Annotated in this window: 23 protein-coding genes; 8 read left to right on the forward strand and 15 right to left on the reverse strand. The window is 64.6% G+C overall.

All coding sequences use genetic code 11. The annotated features are described in order from the left end of the window. The first annotated feature begins 2 nt into the window (after positions 1-2). Entirely contained in the window at positions 3-161 is a 159-nt protein-coding gene (ccoS, locus tag E7681_RS16205; RefSeq protein ID WP_136340308.1) for a cbb3-type cytochrome oxidase assembly protein CcoS, read from the forward strand. Positions 162-255: 94 nt separating this feature from the next. On the opposite strand, the gene E7681_RS16210 is transcribed toward ccoS, so the two are convergent. From E7681_RS16210 to E7681_RS16225, 4 genes are all read right to left on the reverse strand, one after another. Continuing rightward, positions 256-1,749, reverse strand: coding sequence for a D-alanyl-D-alanine carboxypeptidase family protein (locus tag E7681_RS16210; protein ID WP_246032515.1), 1,494 nt, complete (start codon positions 1,747-1,749; stop codon positions 256-258). 260 nt (positions 1,750-2,009) lie between these two features. Then, entirely contained in the window at positions 2,010-2,528 is a 519-nt protein-coding gene (locus E7681_RS16215; protein ID WP_136340309.1) for a GNAT family N-acetyltransferase, read from the reverse strand. A gap of 8 nt (positions 2,529-2,536) precedes the next feature. After that, a complete protein-coding gene (locus E7681_RS16220) occupies positions 2,537-3,079 on the reverse strand; it encodes a helix-turn-helix domain-containing protein (RefSeq protein ID WP_136340310.1) in 543 nt (180 codons plus the stop codon). 54 nt (positions 3,080-3,133) lie between these two features. Then, positions 3,134-3,844, reverse strand: a complete 711-nt coding sequence (locus E7681_RS16225; protein WP_136340311.1) for an HAD family hydrolase — start codon at positions 3,842-3,844, stop codon at positions 3,134-3,136. 121 nt (positions 3,845-3,965) lie between these two features. Here E7681_RS16225 and clpS point away from each other — a divergent pair, with 121 nt between their 5' ends. The 4 genes from clpS to hemF all read left to right on the forward strand — a co-directional run bounded on the left by clpS (position 3,966) and on the right by hemF (position 7,084). Then, complete coding sequence (gene clpS, locus E7681_RS16230) at positions 3,966-4,283, forward strand: ATP-dependent Clp protease adapter ClpS (RefSeq protein ID WP_246032517.1); 318 nt, start codon at positions 3,966-3,968, stop codon at positions 4,281-4,283. Positions 4,284-4,304: 21 nt separating this feature from the next. Beyond that, entirely contained in the window at positions 4,305-5,279 is a 975-nt protein-coding gene (locus tag E7681_RS16235; protein ID WP_136340313.1) for a class I SAM-dependent methyltransferase, read from the forward strand. 39 nt (positions 5,280-5,318) lie between these two features. Further along, positions 5,319-6,119: an SDR family NAD(P)-dependent oxidoreductase gene (locus tag E7681_RS16240; protein ID WP_136340314.1), complete on the forward strand. Its 801-nt coding sequence runs from the start codon at positions 5,319-5,321 to the stop codon at positions 6,117-6,119. Positions 6,120-6,190: 71 nt separating this feature from the next. Then, a complete protein-coding gene (gene hemF, locus E7681_RS16245; RefSeq protein WP_136340315.1) occupies positions 6,191-7,084 on the forward strand; it encodes an oxygen-dependent coproporphyrinogen oxidase in 894 nt (297 codons plus the stop codon). A gap of 122 nt (positions 7,085-7,206) precedes the next feature. On the opposite strand, the gene hemE is transcribed toward hemF, so the two are convergent. Further along, positions 7,207-8,244 carry a uroporphyrinogen decarboxylase gene (hemE, locus tag E7681_RS16250; RefSeq protein ID WP_136340316.1) on the reverse strand — a complete coding sequence of 346 codons (1,038 nt, stop codon included), beginning with the start codon at positions 8,242-8,244 and terminating at the stop codon, positions 7,207-7,209. A gap of 101 nt (positions 8,245-8,345) precedes the next feature. On the opposite strand from hemE, the gene hemC reads away from it, so the two are divergent. Next, entirely contained in the window at positions 8,346-9,302 is a 957-nt protein-coding gene (gene hemC / locus E7681_RS16255) for a hydroxymethylbilane synthase (protein ID WP_136340317.1), read from the forward strand. A gap of 56 nt (positions 9,303-9,358) precedes the next feature. On the opposite strand, the gene E7681_RS16260 is transcribed toward hemC, so the two are convergent. Further along, positions 9,359-10,645 (reverse strand): flavin-dependent oxidoreductase, encoded by a 1,287-nt coding sequence (locus E7681_RS16260; protein ID WP_136340318.1) that lies wholly within the window; start codon positions 10,643-10,645, stop codon positions 9,359-9,361. Positions 10,646-10,704: 59 nt separating this feature from the next. After that, positions 10,705-12,105 (reverse strand): FAD-binding oxidoreductase, encoded by a 1,401-nt coding sequence (locus tag E7681_RS16265; RefSeq protein WP_136340319.1) that lies wholly within the window; start codon positions 12,103-12,105, stop codon positions 10,705-10,707. Between the two features lie 124 nt (positions 12,106-12,229). Here E7681_RS16265 and E7681_RS16270 point away from each other — a divergent pair, with 124 nt between their 5' ends. After that, positions 12,230-13,195, forward strand: a complete 966-nt coding sequence (locus tag E7681_RS16270; RefSeq protein WP_136340320.1) for an acyltransferase family protein — start codon at positions 12,230-12,232, stop codon at positions 13,193-13,195. Between the two features lie 3 nt (positions 13,196-13,198). Here the strand turns inward: E7681_RS16270 and hpaH are convergent, their stop codons facing one another. The 6 genes from hpaH to E7681_RS16300 form a co-directional block, all read right to left on the reverse strand. After that, positions 13,199-13,999, reverse strand: a complete 801-nt coding sequence (hpaH, locus tag E7681_RS16275; protein ID WP_136340321.1) for a 2-oxo-hept-4-ene-1,7-dioate hydratase — start codon at positions 13,997-13,999, stop codon at positions 13,199-13,201. Further along, complete coding sequence (locus E7681_RS16280) at positions 13,996-14,853, reverse strand: fumarylacetoacetate hydrolase family protein (RefSeq protein ID WP_136340322.1); 858 nt, start codon at positions 14,851-14,853, stop codon at positions 13,996-13,998. Before E7681_RS16280 ends, hpaH begins: the two co-directional genes overlap by 4 nt. A gap of 103 nt (positions 14,854-14,956) precedes the next feature. Continuing rightward, positions 14,957-15,937 carry a 3,4-dihydroxyphenylacetate 2,3-dioxygenase gene (hpaD, locus tag E7681_RS16285; protein WP_136340323.1) on the reverse strand — a complete coding sequence of 327 codons (981 nt, stop codon included), beginning with the start codon at positions 15,935-15,937 and terminating at the stop codon, positions 14,957-14,959. Between the two features lie 18 nt (positions 15,938-15,955). Further along, complete coding sequence (gene hpaD, locus E7681_RS16290; protein ID WP_136340324.1) at positions 15,956-16,807, reverse strand: 3,4-dihydroxyphenylacetate 2,3-dioxygenase; 852 nt, start codon at positions 16,805-16,807, stop codon at positions 15,956-15,958. Between the two features lie 21 nt (positions 16,808-16,828). Next, positions 16,829-18,340, reverse strand: coding sequence for a 5-carboxymethyl-2-hydroxymuconate semialdehyde dehydrogenase (gene hpaE, locus E7681_RS16295; protein WP_136340325.1), 1,512 nt, complete (start codon positions 18,338-18,340; stop codon positions 16,829-16,831). 2 nt (positions 18,341-18,342) lie between these two features. Then, positions 18,343-18,726, reverse strand: a complete 384-nt coding sequence (locus E7681_RS16300) for a 5-carboxymethyl-2-hydroxymuconate Delta-isomerase (RefSeq protein ID WP_136340326.1) — start codon at positions 18,724-18,726, stop codon at positions 18,343-18,345. A 101-nt stretch (positions 18,727-18,827) separates the two neighbouring features. Here E7681_RS16300 and hpaR point away from each other — a divergent pair, with 101 nt between their 5' ends. Beyond that, positions 18,828-19,274 carry a homoprotocatechuate degradation operon regulator HpaR gene (gene hpaR, locus E7681_RS16305; RefSeq protein WP_136340327.1) on the forward strand — a complete coding sequence of 149 codons (447 nt, stop codon included), beginning with the start codon at positions 18,828-18,830 and terminating at the stop codon, positions 19,272-19,274. A gap of 181 nt (positions 19,275-19,455) precedes the next feature. Here the strand turns inward: hpaR and cynS are convergent, their stop codons facing one another. Both cynS and E7681_RS16315 read right to left on the reverse strand, forming a co-directional pair. Then, complete coding sequence (cynS, locus tag E7681_RS16310; RefSeq protein WP_136340328.1) at positions 19,456-19,899, reverse strand: cyanase; 444 nt, start codon at positions 19,897-19,899, stop codon at positions 19,456-19,458. Positions 19,900-19,928: 29 nt separating this feature from the next. Continuing rightward, positions 19,929-21,653, reverse strand: coding sequence for a bifunctional protein-serine/threonine kinase/phosphatase (locus E7681_RS16315; protein WP_136340329.1), 1,725 nt, complete (start codon positions 21,651-21,653; stop codon positions 19,929-19,931). Positions 21,654-21,687 lie beyond the last annotated feature (34 nt).

The raw sequence follows: 21,687 nt of genomic DNA on the forward strand, positions 1-21,687 counted from the left end.
AAATGGAAGTCCTGTCCTACTTGATCCCGATTTCGCTGGTCCTGGGCGGCGTTGGCCTGCTGGCCTTCATCTACACGGTGCGCAGCAACCAGTACGACGACCCGGACGGCAACAGCCAACGCATACTGTCGGGGGAATGGGACGATCATCCCAAACCCTGACCCTTGGCTTCTTTCTGACTGAAAATACTCCCGCCGGAGGCCCGGAAAATCAGCGATTTTCCGGTCAAAATTCTTTGAAAGAATTTTGCAGCCCTCAGCTCGGGCCGATCATGAAACAGCTGACCTGGCGCGCCTGAAGACGGCGGCAGGCGAGGTCGGCCTTCTCGCGCGTCAGCCCCACGAAATTCGCGTCGAACCCGCCCTTGCGGTTGACCACCTTGCGCAGGCTGCCGTCCAGGGTGGCCATCTCGGCCAGCGCGGTTTTCACCAGCACCTTTTCGGCGGCATAGCGGCTGGGATAGCGGCCGACGTTGATGCCCCAGTGGCGTCCGCCCGAGGTGGACAGACGGGTGACGACCTCGCGCGGCTGATCGGCCTGCGCGTCGGCTGCGACGGCTTCGGCCAGAACCTGCTCGACGGCCTGTTTCTGTGCGCCGGCCGAGGCCAGCACCAGATCGCCCGGGCGCATCCGGGGCGAGGGCAGTTCCTCTTGCGCCAGACGGGTGGGCAGGTTTTCCTTGGGTAGGGCGGCGGGCGCTGCGGGTTTGGTTTCTTCGGCCATGACCTGTTTCAGCGCGTCGTGGATGTCATCCTTGACCGCGACCAGAACGGGGGCCTGCGTGCTGCCCGGGCGGGCCTGCGGGCGCAGGCTTTTGGGGACGGCGGTCAGCAGGCGGATCGTTTTACCCGCGGCACCGCTGGCTGCGGCCACTTCGGTGTCGCCGCCGGTGCTGGGACGGGCCGAGCCCGAACCGACATAGGCCGGGCGCGAGGGTTTGCGCAGTGCGACCTGGCTGGGCGCACGGCGGAAGCCGAGGTCCAGCAGCTCGGCCACCTTGGCATTGCGCGCGGCGGTCGAGCGGCCGCCGAACACGGTGGCGATGATGCGTTCCTGTCCACGCTCTGCCGAGGCGACCAGATTGAACCCGGCGGCGCGAGTGTAGCCGGTCTTGATACCGTCTGCGCCGCGATATGCCGCAAGGAAGCGGCGGTTGGTGTTGTTCACCGTTCGCATCCCCGCATCGGTCGAGATGCGGCTGAACAGGTTGTAATAGTCGGAATAATCATAGAGCAGGTGCCGCCCCAGGATCGACATGTCGCGCGCCGTGGACAGGTGTCCGTCGCGGGTCAGGCCGTTGGCGTTCTTGAAGGTCGTCCGGGTCATGCCCATCGCCTTGGCGGTGCGGTTCATGCGGCGGGCAAAGGCGGCCTCGGACCCTTCGATCGCTTCACCGATGGCGGTGGCGGCGTCATTGGCCGATTTCACGGCGGCGGCACGGATCAGGTAGCGCAGCTTGATCCGCTGACCGGCCTGCAAGCCCAGTTTCGAGGGCGGTTCAGCCGCGGCATTGCGCGAGATGCGGACCATCGTGTCGAGGGAAATCTCGCCGCGCTCGATCGCCTCGAACGCGATGTAAAGCGTCATCATCTTGGTCAGAGAGGCCGGGTGCAGTCGGGTATCGGCGTTGGTGGAGTGCAGAACTTCGCCGGTGCGGGCATCCATCACGAACGCAGCATAAGGTGCCGCCAGCACGGACACTGGCAACACAACCATCAGCCACAGAAATGCGATTGTCAGCAGGCCCATATGGGCCGGCTTTTTGTGCCGATCTTTCACGACCTCTGCCTTCTCTGCCTCATGCCGCTGATTTTTCAGTCGGCTTATTTATTTGATTGAGAAAAGGCTAACACACGAAAGGCGCTGAATAAAGCATTGAATATTAACCAATTGGGTGGGGTCTACGTTCGAATGACAATATTTTGTGGGCGATTTGCAACCTTACACCAGAACGTGGAAGGGGTGCTGTGCGGGCTACGCGGGTTTGTGCCGGGCGCATTGCTGAAAGATCAGGCAAGCGATTTGTACATGTAGGTGGTGGCGTCCAGCGTGCGGTGATCGGGCGACAGGCAGTAGCCCGGAATCACCCCGGCGGTCTGGAATCCGAGCGCGGTGTAGAGCGGCTCGGCCACGTCACCGGTGCGGGTGTCTAGGGTCAGCAGCGTCTTGCCGTGGGCGCGGGCATGGGTTTCCAGCGTCTGCATCAGTGCGCGGGCGATGCCCTGGCGTCGGGCGTCGGGGTGGACTAGCACCTTTGAGACCTCGGCCCGGTGGGGCTGGTTGGCGGGTGTGGCCATCACCAGCTGCGCGGTGCCGACGGGGCGGTTGTCTTGCGTGGCGACGAAAAGCGCGCGTTCACCCGCCTTGATGGGCTGTTTCAAGTTGTCCCAGAAGGCGCGGGCCTCGGTCATGGGGTGGGGCAGGACGAAGCCGACGCTGGCCCCGGCATGGACGCAGGCATGCAGGATCTCGGCCAGTGCGTCGCGGTGGGCGGTCAGGTCGTCGGCGGTCCATCGGGTGATCTGCATGGCGGGCCTCAGGTCAGGAACAGAAGGTAGGTGGCGCCCCCGGCGCTGTGGAATTCCGTGGCGCCCCAAAGCTGGTAGCGCAGGCAATCGCCGGGGTGGAGGGCGTGGGCGTTGCCCTCGACCGTGACGGTCAGATCGCCAGAGCCGAGCAGCAAGTGGTGTTCGAGGCCGGGCCGCGGGGGGCGGTCGTAACTGCGGGTGGTGTCGGCGGGCAGGGTGCAAAGCAGCCATTCACCGCGCAAAGGCGGGGCGGCGGGGGAAATGACGGTGCGGGTAAAGCCTGTGTCGGGGTCGGTCCAGCTGGCACGCTGATCAAGGGGGATCACGGGGCGGAAATCGGATTCCACCATCGCCAGCAGTTGCGACATCGACAGGCCGAAGGCGGCGCAAAGCTGGCCAAGGGCGGCGGCGGTGGGGCTGACCTCGGCGTTCTCAATGCGTGAGAGGGTGGCGCGGCTGAGGCCGGAGCGGTCGGCCAGATCGGCCAGCGTCCAGCCCTGCGCGGCACGGAGCGCGGCCAGATGGGCCGCAAGGCGGGTGTCGTCCAGCATGGTGATTCCCGTATGTGAAACTTGGTTCCAGATTTGGGAATTGCTGTTAGCCCGTCAAGTGGGATCGTCTTCGATGCGCGCAATCAGATCGGGCAGCGCGCCCAGATCGGGCAGGGTGATGAAACGCGGGGCATCGGCGGGGGGATCGGCGCGCTCGATCGCCCACTCCAGCCCGTGGGGGACGTGGACGCCCCAGCCGCCGGCCTGCACCATCGGCACCACGTCGGACTTCATCGAATTGCCGATCATCATGCCGCGCGGGGCCCCGTCGCCGTGGCGGGCAAAGATGTCCTCGTACGTGGTGCGGGTCTTGTGCGAGACGATTTCGACGCCGTGGAACAGCTCGCCCAGCCCGGATTGGGCCAGTTTGCGTTCCTGGTCGATCAGGTCGCCCTTGGTGATCAGCAAGACGCGGTGGGTGGAGGCGGCGGCCGAAACGGCCTCGGCGGCGTGGGGCAGCAGTTCGATTGGGTGGCGCAACATGTCTTGCCCAGCGTCGATCAGCGCGCGGATCACCGAGGGGGGCACGCGGTCCTCGGTCACGTCCAGCGCGGTTTCGATCATCGACAGCACGAAACCTTTGATGCCAAAGCCATAGTGCCGGATGTTTCGGGTCTCGGCGGCCAGCAGACGCTCCATCAGGTGGTCGGGCTCGGTGTAGTCGCGCAACAGGTCGGCGAATCGGTCCTGGGTGAGGCGAAAGAACCGCTCGTTGTGCCAGAGCGTGTCGTCGGCATCGAAACCGATGGTGCTGAGTTTAGGCATTCTTGGCCCTTTCCGCCGGGTTCGCCCTCTTTCCTAATCGGGCACAGAGGTTATATAGACCGTTCAAGCGGCTTTGGGTCAAACCATGCAAGGCGAGGGAATGACGGAATTCGTGTGGCGAATGTCGAACGAGGATGACGAGGGCGGGTCTCCGTCGCTTGCCCTGAAGACGCGCCCGAAAACCAAGCGCCCGCCGATGTACAAGGTGCTGCTGTTGAATGACGATTACACGCCGATGGAATTCGTCGTGCATGTGCTGGAACGGTTTTTCCACATGTCGCACGCGCAGGCGTTTGAAATCATGCTGACCGTGCACAAGAAGGGGCTGGCGGTCGTCGGCGTGTTCAGCCACGAGATCGCCGAGACGAAGGTGACTCAGGTGATGGATTTCGCCCGCCGCCATCAGCACCCCCTGCAATGCACCATGGAGAAGGAGTGACCCTGAGGGTCGCCGCAGCCGATGAGTGATAGCCGAATCGCACAGGCCCTTGAGGCCGGGTTGAGCCTGCCTGCCGAAGGGCGCATTGCCGTGTTCGGGCCGCGCGCCGGGATGGATCTGTCGGCGCTGCCGCAGGACCGGGCGGTGATGATCACCGGGAACAAGCCGGATAGCGACGCGTTTGCCGCACGGGGATACGCGGTGGCGGTGCAGGCCGAGGGCGCGTTTGCCGCAGCACTGGTGGTGCTGCCGCGCGCCAAGGCGCAGGCCCGCGCGATGCTGGCCGAGGCCGCGCGCACCGGGCTGGTCATCGTGGACGGGCAAAAGACCGACGGGGTGGAGTCGATCCTGAAGGACCTGCGCAAGCGCGAGGATGTGCTGGGCGTCATCTCGAAATCGCATGGAAAGCTGTTCTGGTTCGTGCCGGTCGGTGATTACGCCGAGTGGGTCGGCCGACCCGCAACGGTGGACGGTTTCGTGACGCGGCCCGGCGTGTTCTCGGCGGACGGGGTGGATGCGGCCTCGCGCCTTTTGGCGGATGCGCTGCCAAAGCTGACCGGCAAGATCGCCGATCTGGGCGCGGGCTGGGGCTATCTGTCGGCGCGGATGCTGGCGGATCATCCGGGTATCAAGGCGCTGCACCTGGTCGAGGCCGATCACGACGCGCTGACCTGCGCACGGGAAAACGTCTCGGATGCGCGGGCGCAATTCCATTGGTCGGATGCCACGACCTGGCGGCCCGCAACGAAACTGGACGTGGTGGTGATGAACCCGCCCTTCCACACCGGCCGCGCGGCAGAGCCTGACCTGGGTCGCGCCTTTATCGCGACGGCTGCGGCCAGCCTGGCCCCCAGTGGGCAGCTGTACATGGTGGCCAACCGCCATCTGCCCTATGAGGCGGCGCTGGCCGCCTGTTTCGCCCAGATCGAGGAGATCGGCGGCGACAATCGGTTCAAAATCCTGCACGCGGCCCGGCCCTCTCGCCAGATGCGCTGAGCGCGGCTAGGCTTTCGCAACAGAATCACGGAGACCCGCATGAGTTTCGCAATCGCCGGCAAGACTGCCATCGTCACGGGTGGGGCCAACGGGATCGGCCTGGCCATCGGTCGCCATTTCGTCGACAAGGGCGCGAATGTCGTGTTCGTGGACCGCGACGAGGACGGGCTGGTCAAGGAATTCGGCGAGAATGACGAGGCCAACCCCTATCGCTATTTCGCGGGCGACCTGCGGGAAAAGCTGACGCAAGCCAACCTGCTGTCGGCCACGATCGACGCGTTCGACAAGGTGGATATCCTGGTCAACGCCTCGCGCCAGATGATCGCGGTGGACCCGCTGAACGCCGATGACGACGCGGTGGAAACGCTGCTGCAACAGAACCTGCTGAACGCCCTGCGGCTAAGCCAGATGGTGGCCAAACGCATGATCAAGCAGGCCAACGGCCAGACCGAGGGCAGCGCGGGCACCATCGTCAACCTGTCCTGCATCGCCGCACGGCGGACCAATCCCGACCTGCTGGCCTACTCGGTCAGCACGGCGGCGCTGGACCAGATGACGCGCTCTCTGGCCGTGGCGCTGGCACCGCATCGCATCCGGGTGAACGGGTTGGCCTTTGGTTCGGTCATGTCGAACCGGCTGAAGGATGTGCTGAAGGACCACGCCGAATACCGCTCGGATATCGAGGCGCACACGCCGATGCACCGCATCGCCAGCCCGACCGAACTGGCCCATACCGCGCAATACCTGGCCTCGGACGCGTCGTGCTTCATGACGGGGCAGGTGCTGACGCTGGACGGTGGCCGCACGCTGATCGACCCGGTGGCCGCCCCCGCCCACTAAGCCTGCGCATTGATGTCGCAGGTGCGCTCGCACCCCGGGCTGCTAGGGCTGGGCCGCAAGAGGAGGACCCCATGACCGACCAGATGACCGACGAAAAAGCCCGCGCCAGCGCGTGGTTCCGAGAGTTGCGCGACCAGATCGTCGCCGCCTTCGAGGCGCTAGAGGACAGCCAGACGACGGGCCCGACCGCCCACCTGCCCGCGGGCCGGTTCGAGGTGAGCGAGACCAAGCGCGCCTCGGCCGATGGCTCGGACGCGGGTGGCGGGCTGATGAGCGTGATGCGCGGCGGGCGCGTGTTCGAAAAGGTCGGCGTGAATATTTCCACCGTCTACGGAGAGCTGGGCGAACGCGCCCAGGCCGCGATGGCCGCGCGCAAGGGCATCCCGGGCATGAAAAGCGACCCGCGCTTCTGGGCGTCGGGGATTTCGCTGGTTGCCCACATGCAGAACCCGCACAGCCCGGCAGTGCACATGAACACGCGGATGTTCTGGACGCCCCACGCCTGGTGGTTCGGCGGCGGATCGGACCTGAACCCCTGCATCGAATACGACGAGGACACCGCGCATTTCCACGCCGTGCAGAAAACGCATTGCGACCGCCACGACGCGGGCTTCTACCCGCGCTTCAAGGCCTGGGCGGACGAGTATTTCTACGTCCCCCACCGCGGCCGCGCGCGCGGTGTGGGCGGGATCTTCCTGGACGATCACAACTCGGGCAACTGGGAGGCAGACTTCGCCTTCATCCAGGACGTCGGCCGCGCCTTCCTGCCCGCTTTCGTCCCGGTCACCGAAAAACGCCGCAACACGCCCTGGGATGAAGCCGACAAGGATACCCAACTGGTGCATCGCGGCCTCTATGCCGAATACAACCTGGTCTATGACCGCGGCACCAAGTTCGGTCTGGAAACCGGCCACGACGCCAATGCCGTGCTGATGAGTCTGCCGCCTCTGGCCAAGTGGATCTGACCCTCGGGCCGCGCGCCTGGATATGTTGTTGCAATTGAGTATTTGGATCAGAAAGAAGCCGATATTGTTTCTTTCTGATCCGAAATACTCCGGGGGTTTGGGGGCTGGCCCCCAATCCGTCCTCAGGCGCTCGCGCGCACCGTGTCGATCATCAGCTTCACGTTTTCAGGGTCTGCATCCGGGGTGATGCCGTGGCCCAGGTTGAAGATGTGCGGGCCGTTCGACAGTGCTTTGACGATGCGGCGGGTCTCATCCACCAAGGCCTGGCCGCCGGTCACCATGTGGTGCGAGGCGAGGTTGCCCTGCACGCAGCCGTCGATTTGCACGTTTTCCGCGACCCATTCGGCCGTCACCGAGTTGTCCACGGCCACGCAATCGGCGCCGGTGGCTTTGGCGAATCCAACGTAGCGCTCGCCTGCTTCGCGCGGGAAGGCGATGACGGGGATGCCAGGGTGGCGCTCTTTCAGGGCGGCGATGATCTTTTTTGCCGGTTCCAGTGCGAAATCGTCGAAGTCCTGACCCTTGAGCGATCCGGCCCAGCTGTCGAAGAGTTTGACCACTTCGGCGCCGGCCTCGATCTGTTTGGAGAGGTATTCGACGGTGGCGTCGGTCAGCAGGTCAATGATGCCCTGGAAGGTGGCGCGGTCGGCGGCCTTCAGCGCGTGGGCGGGGCCCTGGTCCTTGGTGCCGCGGCCGGCGATCATGTAGGTGGCCACGGTCCACGGAGCACCGGCAAAGCCGATCAGCGTGGTTTCCAGCGGCAGTTCGCGCGACAGGATTCGAACGGTTTCGTAGACCGGGTTCAACACCTCGTGGATGGCGTCCTTGTCTTTCAGCGCGGCCAGTTCGGCGGGCGTGGTCGTCGTGGACATCCGCGGGCCTTCGCCGGTTTCGAACCACAGGTCCACCCCCAGCGCCTGCGGCAGCAGCAGGATGTCGGCGAACAGAATCGCCGCGTCAAAGCCGTAGCGGCGGATCGGTTGCAGGGTCACCTCGGCGGCCAGTTCGCTGTTGTAGCACAGCGACAGGAAATCACCGGCCTGCGCGCGGGTGGCGCGGTATTCGGGCAGGTAGCGGCCCGCCTGACGCATCATCCAGATCGGAGGAGTGGGCAGGGTTTCGCCAGCCAGGGCACGCAGGATCTTTTTCTGTTCGGTCATCGCGGATTTCCTTTCATTCCCGTGGTTCGTCCCCCTATGGCGACAAGATGTCAAGCATCGGGTGCTTGTCAGGACAACACGCCGCGACTACAGCTTGGCGCATGACACTGACCCTTCCCACCCCCGCTTCGCCGCTGAAGATCGGCACCCGTGGTTCTCCGCTTGCTTTGGCGCAGGCGCATGAGACCCGCGACCGGCTGGCTTCGGCATTCGATCTGCCGCCTGAGGCGTTCGAGATCGTGGTCATCCACACCACCGGTGACAACCAGCGCCTGATCGACGCCGACCAGCCGTTGAAGACGCTGGGCGGCAAGGGCCTGTTCACGCGTGAGATCGAGGCTGCCATGCTGGCGGGTGAGATCCATATCGCCGTGCACTCGATGAAGGACATGCCGGTGCTGCAGCCCGAGGGGCTGGTGCTGGATTGCTTCCTGCCGCGCGAGGACGTGCGCGATGCGTTCGTGTCGCTGAAGGTCGACAGCTTGGGCGATCTGGCCGAGGGCGCGCTGATTGGCAGCTCGTCGCTGCGGCGGCGCTCGCAGTTGCTGAACCGATTCCCGCATCTGAAGGTGGTGGAGTTCCGCGGCAACGTGCAGACGCGGATGCGCAAGCTGCACGAGGGGATTGCGGATGCGACCTTCCTCGCGATGGCGGGGCTGAACCGGTTGGGGCTGGCGGACGTGGTGCGCTCGGCGATTTCGCCGGACGAGATGCTGCCGGCGGTGGCGCAGGGCGCCATCGGGATCGAGCGGCGGATGGACGACACCAACACGGCGGGCCTGCTGGAGGCCATCCATGACGGTGTGACCGGGCAGCGTCTGGCGGCGGAACGGTCGTTCCTGGCGGCGCTGGACGGGTCGTGCGAGACCCCGATCGCGGGTCTGGCCGAGCTGGACGGCGGCACGCTGCGCCTGCGCGGCGAGGTGCTGCGCCCGGACGGGTCCGAGGTGATCGCCGACGACCGGACCTGCGCCATCGAGGACGGTGCCAAGCTGGGCCACGACATGGCCAAGGATATGCTGGCAAAGGCCGGGCCGAACTTCTTCAGCTGGCGCTGAGGCACAGAGACATACGAAAAAGCGCCCGGGGCAGATGCCGCCGGGCGTTTTGCGTTTCAGAGGGTGACCTTGGCGCCCTCGGGGATGGTGCGGGGGCTGGTGTTCAGCTTCTCGATGGCAAAGCCGGCGGCGGCTTTGTACTTGGCCATGAACTCGGCCCGTTCGGCGGCGGGGATCACGTCGTCGATATTGTCGAACTCACCGCCGCAGCGTTCGTCCACCATGTTCAGCAGGCCGAAGGGGCCAGCGCCTCGGTTGCGCAGGATCAGCTCGGACACGGGGCCGCAAAGGGCCTGATCATAGGCGGCCAGCGCCTGCGGGGTCACGCCGTGATCCAGCATGGCCTTGCCCAATGTGCGCGCGTCGATCACCGCCTGGCTGGCCCCGTTGGAGCCGGTGGGATACATCGCGTGGGCCGCGTCGCCCATCAGCACGACGTTGCCATCGCGCCACGTGGGGATCGGGTCGCGGTCGATCATCGGGTTCTCATAGGCCACGTCCGCGCCGCGGATCAGCGCGGGGACGTCCAGCCAGTCATAGGTCCAGCCGTCGAAATGGTGGGCGAAATCGTCGATCTGGACCTGACGGAACCAGCCGGTGTTTTCGCGGGCCGAGGGGTCGTCATAGGTGACCTCGGCGATCCAGTTGATCAGGGCCATGCCGGTGTCGGGATCGGGGTGCGAGATCGGGTAGATCACCATGCGGTGCTTGTGCGTGCCCAGCCCAAGGAAGGACGAGCCGGTGCGCGTCGGTTTGGCCAGCGTGGTGCCGCGCCACATCACGGCGCCGCCCCAGTGAATCGGGGGCTGATCGGGATGCATCTGCGCGCGGATCGCGGAATGGATGCCGTCGGCGCCGATCAGGACCGTGCCGGTTTCGCTGCTGGTGCTGCCGTCGCTGTGCCGGATCAGCGCGGTGACGGTGCCGTCGGCGTTCTGTTCGTAGCCCGTGACCTGACAGCCCAGACGAACAGCATCCACACCCGCACGACCCACGAAGGTGCTGTAGAGCAGCATGTGGAACATGCCCCGGTGCACCGCGTATTGCGGCCAGTTGTAGCCGGCCAGCGTGCCGCGCGGCTCGGCGTAGATGTCGTTGCCGTTCAGGCCGACCAGCGCCCATTCCTGAGCGGGGACGCCGACCGTGTCGAGCAATCCAGCGTCAAAGCCCATGTCGAAAAGTTCGCGCACGGCGTTGGGTTGCAGGTTGATGCCGACGCCCAGCGGCTTCAGCTCGGCCACTGATTCGAACACAACACAAGGCACGCCGATTTCGTGCAGGGTCAGCGCCATCGACAGGCCGCCGATGCCGCCACCGGCAATCATTACTAGGGGTCGCGACATCTGTTCCTCCCATCAGTCGTGCGAGATGGTTATCAGAGGTAACGATTTTCGCCAAGCCCTCAGGGCAGCAGTTTGCCCGGGTTCAGGATGCCGTTCGGGTCCAGCGCCGCCTTGATCGCACGCATCGCGGCCAGCGCGACCGGGTTCTTGCGCCGCCGCATCGAGGGCAGCTTGGACACGCCGATCCCGTGTTCCGCCGAGAAACTGCCGCCGAGTTTGCGGACCTCCTCCTCGACGGCTTCGATGATGGCGTCGTGCACCTGTTCGTCCTGCGAGGCGGGCCAGACCGAGTAGTGGATGTTGCCGTCGCCCAGATGCGAAACGATGACCGGGCGCGCGCCGGGATCGACCTGCGGCAGGCGGGTTTCCATGATGGTCAGGAAGGTGTCGACCTTGTCCAGCGGCACGGCGATGTCACTGACGATGGCCGGCTTGCGGGACAGAGAGATTTCGGCGGCGGCTTCGCGGCGTTCCCACATCTCGCGGCGCTGGGCCTCGTTCTGGGCGACGACGGCATCCAGAACCGCGCCTTCCTCGAACATGTCGGCCAGCACCTGTTCCAGATAGGCCGCCACGGGGGCCTGGCCGTCGGGGCCGGGGATGGCGTCGCGGGGGGCGGTGACGCCGACCTCGACCAGGATGTTGATCTCGTGGGGTTCGTCAAAGGGCTCGCGCGCGCCGGGTTTGATTTCCTTATGCACCTCGATGTGCAGACGGGGCATGTATTCGAACGCCTCGACGCAGCCGCCCGTCACCTCTTGCAGGCGGTTGAGCAGGTCCAGCGCGGCGGGCAGCGACGGTGCTGCGACCATCGCGGTGGCATAGGCGCGGGGCTTGGGGTGCAGTTTCAGGACGGCGGCGGTGATGATGCCCAGCGTCCCCTCGGCGCCGATCAGCAGGTGGCGCAGGTTGTAGCCCGAGTTGTCTTTGTGCAGCTCGGACATGATGTCCATGACCTCGCCTGTGGGCAGGACGGCCTCGATCCCCAGCACCAGATCGCGGGTGTTGCCGTAGCGCAGAACGTTCGAGCCGCCCGCGTTGGTGGACAGAACCCCGCCGATCATGGCCGAGCCCTTGGCCCCGAAGGTCAGCGGAAAGATCAGGCCCTGCGCCTCGACGGCATTGTGGACGTCGGACAGGATCACGCCGGCCTCGACGATGGCCATGCGGGCCTGCGGGCGGATGTCGCGGATCGCTTTCAGCCGTTCGAGCGAGATCATCAGCGCGCCGTCAGCCTTGGTGCCGCCCGCCAGACCCGAGTTGCCCGAGACCGGAACAACCGGCGTGCCGGTGCGGTTGGCCCATTTCACCAGCGCGGACACCTCGGCGGTATTCGCCGGACGGGCCACGGCCAGCGGCTGGCTGACATATTTGCCGGTCCAGTCGCTGGCATAGCGGGCCATGTCGGCGCCGGTCAGGACGTTGGCCGCACCCACAATCTGTTTAAGCTCGTCGATCATCTGTTCGGTCTCCCCCCGTTTGCAATCTTTGTGACGGCGGGGGCGGCGTTTGTCCAGACAAAGGGTTGACCGAGTCAATTACATGACAGACTCTGCCGCTTAGCGAACAGTGTGGTGGGCAGAAATGCGCGAGTTGCAGTACGACGCCGTCAAGGGCGGCGCGATTTTGTTGGTTGTTTTCGGGCATGTATGGCTTGGGCTGGCGGATGCGGGGCTGATCGGCAGCGCGCGGCTTGCGCAGACGGTCGAGCACGCGATCTACCTGTTCCACATGCCGGTGTTTTTCTTTGTCTCGGGGCTGTTCTTTGCTCCAAAGCAGGGGCCGCTGGCCTTTTTGCGGGGCAAGGCGCTGACGCTGCTGTGGCCGCTGCTGCTGTGGAGCTGGGTCGAGGGCGCGCTGCTGGCGGTCTCTGGCCAAGGCGCGGATCGTGGCATCGTTGGGCTGATGGACGTGCTGAGCTATCCCGTCCCGGTCAAAAGCGTGTTCTGGTTCCTGTGGGTGCTGTTCGTGCTGCAAGTCGCCAGCTACGCGGTGATGCGGCTGGCTGGGCGGTGGCATCCCGCGGTGCTGCTGGTCGCGGGGCTGGCGGCGATCGCAGTGTTCGTGCTGGGCGTAGATGCCGGGGCTGCGGTGATCATCGTTGAAAACGCGCCCTATTTTCTGGCCGGCGTCCTGCTGGCGCTGCTGCGCAACGAGCTGGTCCGGCCCGACCCGCTGCCCTTTGTCGTCGGGCTGGCGATTTTCCTGCTGGCCGAGGTCGTGCACCTGCGCGATGGCGCGGGCGCGGGGTGGTTCCAGCTGTCGGCGCTGCTGGCGACGCTGGGCTTTGTCAGCACGATGGGGCGGACGGCAAACACAGTCGTCGGGCGCGCGCTGGCATGGCTGGGCAAACGCACCATGGCGATCTACCTGATGCACATCATCCTGACCGCGGGCACGCGCGTGATGCTGCTGAAGCTGGGTTACACGGGATTGGGCCTGCATGCCGTGGCAGGCACGATCATGGGCGTCGCCGTGCCGCTGGCCGTGGACGCGGTGGTGCAACGGCTGCGGCTGGGGCGGCTGGCCGGGTTCGGCCAGCGCGCCTGAGCATTACGCAAAGCTGACCGATACCCCGCCGAACGCGCCGAAATCCGCCTCGATGACTGATCCCGCCGGTGCCTCGACCGGGCGGATGAAGCTGCCCGACAGGATCACCTGACCGGCCTCGATCCGCTGGCCGTACTGGTCCATCCGCCGCGCCAGCCAGACGATGCCCTGCACCGGATCGTTCAGCACGCCAGCACCCAGGCCGGTCTCCTCGACCTCGCCGTTCTTGGCGACGATGGCGCCGACCCAGCGCAGATCTTGCGCGTCGATGGCGTGGCGCTCGTCACCCAGAACGATCCCGGCATTGGCAGCATTGTCGCTGATCGTGTCGGTGATGATTCGGGTCTTTCCGGTGGCCGGGTCGGCCCGCAAAATCCGCGTATCCAGAATTTCGAGCGAGGGAACCACGTAATCCGTCGCCGCGATCACGTCTTCGGCCGTAACATGCCGCCCAGCCAGCGGGGCCTTCATGACAAAGGCGATCTCGGCCTCGATCCGCGGCTGGATGAAGCGCCCCTTGGGCACCACGCCGCCGTTTTCAAACAGCATGTCGTCCATCAGAACGCCCGAGTCGGGGATGTCGATGTTCAGCGCCTGTTGCATCGCCTTCGAGGTCAGGCCGATCTTCCAGCCGATCACCTTGCGCCCCACGGCCTTGCGCCGCGCGATCAGGGCGGCCTGCACGGCATAGGCGTCGTCCATCGTCATGCCGGGGTACTGCAGCGACAAGAGGCCGATCTGCTTGCCGGTCTGTTCGGCCTGCCACAGCGCCTCGGCGGCTTCCATATGCTGATCGGGGGTCATGCTTCGTCCTCGATGGTGTTGCGCAGCGTGCCGATGCCAGCGACCTCGATTTCCACGATGTCACCGGGAACCAGGTATTTAGGCGGATCGAACCGCGCGCCTGCCCCGGTGGGGGTGCCGGTGATGATGATGTCGCCCGGCACCAAGGTGGTGAAGGTGCTGATATAGGCGATCTCTTCGCGGATCGGGAACATCATGCGCGACAGAACGTCATTCTGGCGAACCTCTCCGTTCACGCGGGTGATGATGCGCGCGTCATCCAACTGCGCGGCATCGGTGAACGGCACCAGCCACGGCCCGATCGAGCCGGAATTGTCCCAGTTCTTGCCCTGCGTGACGTTGAACTTGGCATGACGCACCCAGTCGCGAATGGTCCCCTCGTTGCACAGGGTCAGGGCGGCGATGTGGTCATAGGCATCCTCGGCCTTGATCCGTCGCCCGCCCTTGCCGATGACGATGGCGACCTCTCCCTCATAATCCAACGTGTGGTTTTCGGGCGGACGCACCAACGGCTGGCCATGCCCGGTGAAACTGCGCGCAAAACGCGGAAACAGGGACATGTACTTGGGCTGCGAGGAGCCATCCTTGTACTCGGCATTCCGGTCCGGGAAATTCACCCCGACGCACAGGATCTTCTCGGGCGCAGGCACCGGAATCTCATAGGTGAACGCGCCCTCGGGATGCGTCACGTCCCGCCCCTGCGCGGCCTGTTCCAATTCCGGCAACCCGCCCGCCGCGATCACCTCGCGCAGGCTGGGCCACTGCGGAAACTCCGCCGACAAGGCAATGACCCCCGCATCGACGATCGCGCCATAAATCATCTGCCCCCCGGCAGAAACGGTTGCAAATTTCATGACTACCTCTGTTTCTTTCTGATCCCAAATACTCCCGCCGGAGGCCCGGAAAATTTCAAATTTTCCGGTCAAAATTCTTTGCAAGAATTTTGCACCCCACCGCTCAGGGCGCGATGATCGGCTGGGCTGTCATCTTGCTGTCCCGTTGCGCGGCCTCGGCAAAGACGCTGCCGTGTTCGAACCAGCTGCGCGGTGCCGGGGCACCCCACAGGGTCTGGCGCTGCGGGTCTTTCAAATCCCACTTGATCGGCTCCAGGTCCGGGTCGACGGTCTGGTAATCCGAGCAATAGATCTCGATCCGGTGCCCGTCGGGGTCCAGGATGTACAGGAAAAACGCGTTGGAAATCCCATGCCGGCCCGGTCCGCGTTCGATGTTGGACAGGTAGCCGGTGGTGCTCATCAGGTCGAGCAGGTCGATGATGTTCAGCGGTGTCGGCACCCAGAACGCGGTGTGGTGCAGGCGCGGCCCGCGGCCGTTGGTGAAGGCGATGTCGTGCACGCCACCCTTGCGGTGCATCCAGGCCGCCCACAGGTTCCCGCTTTCGTTGTCCTCGGTGTATTCGGTGACGCGAAAACCCATCTCGTTGTAGAAGGCCACGCTGGCGTCCACGTCCGGGCTGAAGCAGTTGAAGTGGTCGATCCGCAGCGGTTTCACGCCTTTATACAGCTTGTACTGCTGGTGGATCGGCGCAAGGCGGTCCATCTGGAAATAGAACTCCATCGGCGCGTCGAACAGGTCGTGCGCGCGCAGGGTGCGGCCCTGATAGGGGCGCTCGACCCATTCAGCCTTGAGCCCCTTGGCAGTGAACCAGGCGTGGGCGCGGTCCAGGTCCTCTTCGGCGTAGACCTTGTAGGACAGGTAGTTCACCTGCGGCTCGGTCCCTTTTTTCAGCACCATGCAGTGGTGACCGCGTTCTTCCAAGGCGCGCAGGTACAGCGTGTCGGCGTCCTGATCGGTGACCTGCAGGCCCAGCGTGTCGACGTAAAAGGCGCGGCTGGCCTCCAGGTCGCGCACGACCAGTTCCACGTGGCTGAGGCGCACGATGTTGAACGCCGGATAGAGGTTCGGTGCGGGAATGGGCATTGGGCTCTCCTGCGTGGCTCAGACCGGGAAAAGGACGTTGACCTGCCCGGTGCCAGAGCTGGGGAAGTATTCGGTCACGACCTCGCACTGACCAGTATATTTGTCCCAGCCAAGCGCGCCATAGAGCATCGCGGTGTCGTGCATGGACCCCTCGCCGCAGCACAGTTGCGCGTAGTCGCCCAGCATCTTGAGGAAGGTGGCGTGATCACCGCGTTTCCACATTTCCAGCACCATCAGGTCGACCTGGCGGTTGAACTCGGAGCTGATGGTGAAGGTGCCGTTGTTCGGGGCGTATTCCTTGTTCGACCAGATCTTGTGGCTAAGGCTGCCCGAGGCGACCAGCAGCACCTTGCTGTCGCTTTCCTCGACGGCGGCGCGGATGGCCTCTCCGACGATGCGGCTTTCGTCATGGTCGTGCACGGTGCAGAAGGCCGCGACCGAGATCACCTTCATCGGGTGGACCCGGCTCATGAAGCTCATGGGGACGAGGGTGCCGTATTCCAGATCCAGGCTGTCCAGCTGGTGCGACAGGGTATAGGCGCCCATCTCGGTGGCCTTGGCCGCGATGGCGTCGCCCAGGGCGGGGTTGCCTTCGTGGCTATAAGGCAGATCCCGGATGAATTGCGGGAACTCGGACGAGGTCAGCAGCCCCTCGAACTTGGCGTTCGAGTTGACGTGGAACCCCGCGTTGACCAGCCAATGCGTGTCACAGATGATCACCGTGTCCACGCCCAATTCCTTGGCGCGGCGGGCGATTTCCAGATGGCCGTCGATGGCCGCTTGGCGTTTGCCCTTGATGGGGCCCTCTTGCTCGGACATCTGCAATGTCGGCACGTGGGTCATCTTGGCGGCAAGAACGATCTCTCCCATGGTATCCTCCCTCGGGTCCGGTTACGCGCCCAGGCGCGGGATGGCGTGCTGGCCGATGGCCAGACCGATGTGTTTCTGTTCCATGTAGAAGTCGAACGACCAGTCACCGCCGTCACGGCCGATGCCGCTGGCCTTGACCCCGCCAAAGGGCGTCGGCAGGTGACGCACGTTTTCCGAGTTCACCCAGATCATCCCGGCCTCAAGCTTGTTGGTAAAGCGCAGGGCGCGGGTGATGTCTTGGGTCCAGACATAGCCGGTCAGGCCGTATTGCACGCCATTGGCGATCTCCAGCGCGTCCTCTTCGGTGTCGAAGGGGATGGCGGTCAGCACGGGGCCGAAGATCTCTTCCTGGGCGATCCGCATGTCATTGCGCGCGCCGGTGAACAGGGTCGGACGGACGTAATAGCCGGGCTGATCCAGCGCCACGCCGCCGGCGGCAACGGTCGCGCCGTCCTGCTTGGCGATGTCGAAATAGCTGCAGACCTTGCTGAAGTGGGTCTTGTGGATCAGCGGGCCGACCTCGGTCTGCGGGTCCAGCGGGTGGCCGACGCGGATGTTGTTCACGCGGGCGGTCAGTTTCTCGATGAATTCACCGGCGATGGTGGATTGCACCAGCAGACGGCTGGACGAGGTGCAGCGCTCGCCGTTCAGCGAGTAGATCATGAAGATCGCGGCATCCAGCGCGCGGTCCAGATCGGCGTCATCAAAGACGATGACGGGGTTCTTGCCGCCCAGTTCGAAATGGACGCGCTTCAGGGTGTCGGCACCCTGTTTCATGATCATCGAGCCGGTTTTCGATTCCCCCACAAAGGCGATGGCCTTGATGTCGGGGTGCTCGGTCAGGGCCTTGCCTGCATCCTCGCCAAAGCCGTTGACCAGGTTCCACACGCCTGCGGGCAGACCGGCCTCTTCGGCGATCTCCATCAGGATGCGCGCGGTGATCGGGCTGAATTCGGCCGGTTTGTGGACCACGGTGCAGCCAGCGGCCAGCGCGGGCGCGATCTTCCAGGTGGACAGCATGAAGGGCGTGTTCCACGGGGTGATGACACCGATCGGGCCAATGGGCGTGCGGGTGGTGATGTTCATCAGCGTGGGCGAGGGCAGGTGCTGCCCGTCACGTGCCGCCGGGGCCTTGTCCGCGAAAAAGCGGAAGTTTTCCGCCCCGCGCAGCGCGGCCTTGGACATGAAGCGCAGCGCCTGGCCGGTGTCCCAGCATTCACACAGGGCGATTTCCTCGGCGCGGGCGACGATGCCGTCGGCGATCTTGTGCAGGATCTTCTTGCGCTCGGTCGCGGGCATGTCGCGCCAGGCCGGGAAAGCGGCCTTGGCCGCCTGCGCGGCTGCGTCGATATCGGTGCCGTCGGATTTGGCCACATCGCAGATATAGGTCTCGTCCACCGGCGAATGGTTGGCAAAGGTTTTGCCGCTGGCCGCAGGCACGTCCTGCCCGCCGATCCGGTTCAGCACTCCGGTTTCCTTGAAGCGGGCCAGGTAGCCGCCCAGTTTGTCGAGGTTGTTTTGCAGGTCGGACATGTTCAGCCTTTCAGGTGGTCGCGGGTCGAGCCGGTTTTCGGCGACAATTCGGGGTCGATGTCCCGCATCTCCATCGACAGGGCGAGGGAGCGCGAGGCCATCACGGGTTTCAGAAACTCTTCGGCAGCAGCGAAAATCGCCGCGGTGGCGCGCTTGCGCGTGTCCAGGTCACGGCCCGCGCGCAGACGGACCGACAGGTCGATATAGCCATGCTGCGCATCCCCATCGGCGATCGAGACGTGATCCGCCCGAAGCGCCCGCACCCGGATACCCGCCATCGGAAAGACGCCGGTGTCGATCGCGGTGCGGCGCAGCAGGTCACAAAAGGCGGGCCAGTCCAGCGCGTCCTCAAGGTTGGCCGAGTAGTCGATGATGAAATGTGGCATGGCTCCTCCTCGCCATTTGTACTTAACATGTTAAGCAAATGCGACGCCCTGCGTCAAGCCCCCATATTGTCAGGCGCGAAAAACACGGGCAAAAACAGGGCATGGAAGCCAGATTGACCAACCCGCCCGAGACGAATCGCTCTCTCCCGATCGCTCTGCTCAGAGCGCGCGAGAAGGTCATGGGGCCGATCCGAACCATGCTCTCGGACGTCGGCGTGACCGAACAGCAATGGCGCGTCCTGCGTGTGCTGAACGAACGCGGCACGCTTGACCCGACCGAAATCGCGGAACGGTCCTGCCTGCTGCTGCCCTCGCTGACCCGCATCCTGCAAACGCTGGAAGGCAAAGAGCTGATCACCCGCGCGCCGCACCCGACCGACCGGCGCAAGCAACTGGTGACGATCACCCAGGCCGGGCGTCAGCTGATCGTGGACAACATGGAAGAAAGCCGCCGCCTGAACGCGTGGCTGAAAGAAAGCTTCGGAAACGAAAAGCTGGAGCAGCTTCTGGACCTGCTCAACGAGTTGGACACACTGGAGCGGACCTGAGCCGCCGCGCCTGTGGTGCGCACGGGAGCCTCCGGCGGGAGTATTTCAGATCAGAAAGAAGCCATGCGCGCTTTGCCTGTCTAGCCAAGGCGGGGACAAGCGCGCGAATTGCTGCTTCTTTCTGATGAAAATACTCAAATCCGACCGGCGCACGGGACGCCGGCCGGGACGCTGCGGGCGATTACCAAGCTTTGTATTGCAGGTATTTGCCGGACATCTCGACCTTGACGCGGTCGCCCTTGGGGTTGGGTTCGCGGGTGACGGACATTTCGAAATCGATGGCGGACATGATGCCGTCGCCGAATTTTTCGTGGATCAGCGCCTTCAGCGTTGGGCCGTAGACGCCGACGATCTCGTAGAAGCGGTAGATGCAGGGATCCGTTGGCACGGTCTGGGCGAAGACCTTGTTGGGGCTTTCGGCCAGCACTTGGGCGGCCTCTTGCGGCAGGGCCAGCAGTTTCACCAGTTCCTCGGCCTTGGCGGGCGGGAAGGCGTTCATGCCGACGCAAGCGGAGTGGGTGAAGACGGGGCTCATGTCGATCTTCTCGGCGATGCCTTCCCAGGTCAGGCCCGCGGTTTTCTTGGCCTTGAGGATCATCATCGTCACGTCGTCTTTGGTCATCATGTCAGGTCCCTTTCCTGTTGGTGTGGCCGCTATTTGAAGGCCATCGTTGCAAGCCAGATGCAGAGGATCGCCAGCAGGCCCGAGACGGTTTTCCAGAACCTCTCGGGGTCGCGTTCGGCGAGTGGTTTCTTGTGGCGCGTTTGGTAGCTGAGGCTGGGCGTGCGCAGGTAGGCGGCGAATTCCGACAGATGGGCGTGGCGGCGCGCAGGGTCGGGGTGGACTGCCTTGTGCAGCGCCTCGTCCAGCCAGTCGGGCATGGGATGGGCGTCGTCGCGGGCGTTGCGGTAGCGCAGGCGCATCCGGTCGCGGGCAGTGCGGACGCGCGACACCTGTGTGCCGTAGGGCAGGGTGCCGGTCAGCATTTCGTAGGCGATGACGCCGAGCGAGAAGAGCTCGGCCTTCCAGCTGACGGGTTCGTTGGCGAAATATTCCGGGGCGGTGTATTGCAACGTGCCCAGAATGCCTTCTTCCAGCGCGGGGGCGGTTTCTTGCACGCCGGCGACGTAGGTGGCGCCGTAGTCGATCAGTTTTACCACGCCGTCGCGGGTGATCATGATGTTTTCCGGTCGGATGTCCTGGTGCAGCATCTCGCGGCGGTGCAGGGCGCGCAGGCCCTGAATCACCTGTTCGATGATGTCGCGGACCTGTTCGAAATCGGGTTTGGGGTTGTCCTGCATCCATTGGCGCAGGGATTGCCCCTCGATGTAGTCGGTCACGACGTAGAGGCCGGTGCGCGTGCCGCTTGGCGGGGCGCTCATCAGGTGGGGCGAGGACAGGCGGCGCGCGATCCATTCTTCCATGACAAAGCGGCGCAGGGCGTCCTTGTCCTCGCGCAGGTCGGAGGAGGGGATTTTCAGCGCGACCTTGGTGCCGTCCGGGGCCTTGGCCAGGTAGATGTACGAGCGGTGATTGCCGTGCAGTTGCCGCAGGATCGTGTGGCCGTCGATCTGCGCGCCGTCCGAGGGCAGGGACGGGATTGGCAGGCCGAACATGCCCGCGTCGAATTGCTGATCCGCCTGGGGCAGGGCGTCGATGCGCAGGATCTGGACGGTCAGGTTGTCGTTTGATCCGGCCTCTAGCGCGGCGTTCAGGATTTGGTGGGCGGTGGCGTCCAGATCATCGGATGCGGCAATCCATTGGGTCACCTGTTTGGGCTGCCAGAAGCCGTGCACCCCATCGGTGGTCAGCAGGAAGGTGTCGCCTAACTCGAGCGGGACCGCCTTATAGTCAATGTCCACCGCGTGTCCCACGCCAATGGCGCGGGACAACACGGTTTCGCCGCCTCCCAATGCGACCTGATGATCCTGGGTCAGGGGTTCCAGACTGGCGCCCGAGACGCGCCAGATGCGGCTGTCACCCACATGGAAAAGATGCGCCGTGCGCGCCTTTACGATGAGGGCGGCGAGGGTGCAGACATGGCCGCGATCCGCGTCCGAAATGCCCGCATAGCCCGATTGCGCGTGCAGCCAGCTGTTGGTGGCGGCGATGACGCGGCTGGCCGAGGTTTTCACCGTCCAGGCGTCGGGCGTGGCGTAGTAGTCGGTCATCAGCGATTTCACGGCCGTTTCGGCGGCGATATGGCTGTAATCCGAGGTGGAAATCCCGTCCGCAATCGCCAGAACCGCGCCCTTCAGCGCCAATTGCTGACCCGAGGGAACAGAGGCGCCGTGGAAATCCTGATTGACCGGCTTCACCCCGGCCAGGCTGGCCTGTCCGATGCTGATCTGCAGCGTGGTCACGGTGTCTTTGGGCATTGGCGTTCCGTCAAAGAGAAAGACCCCGCCTTGG

The organism is Thalassobius vesicularis, assembly GCF_004799325.1.
GTDB lineage: Bacteria > Pseudomonadota > Alphaproteobacteria > Rhodobacterales > Rhodobacteraceae > Thalassobius > Thalassobius vesicularis.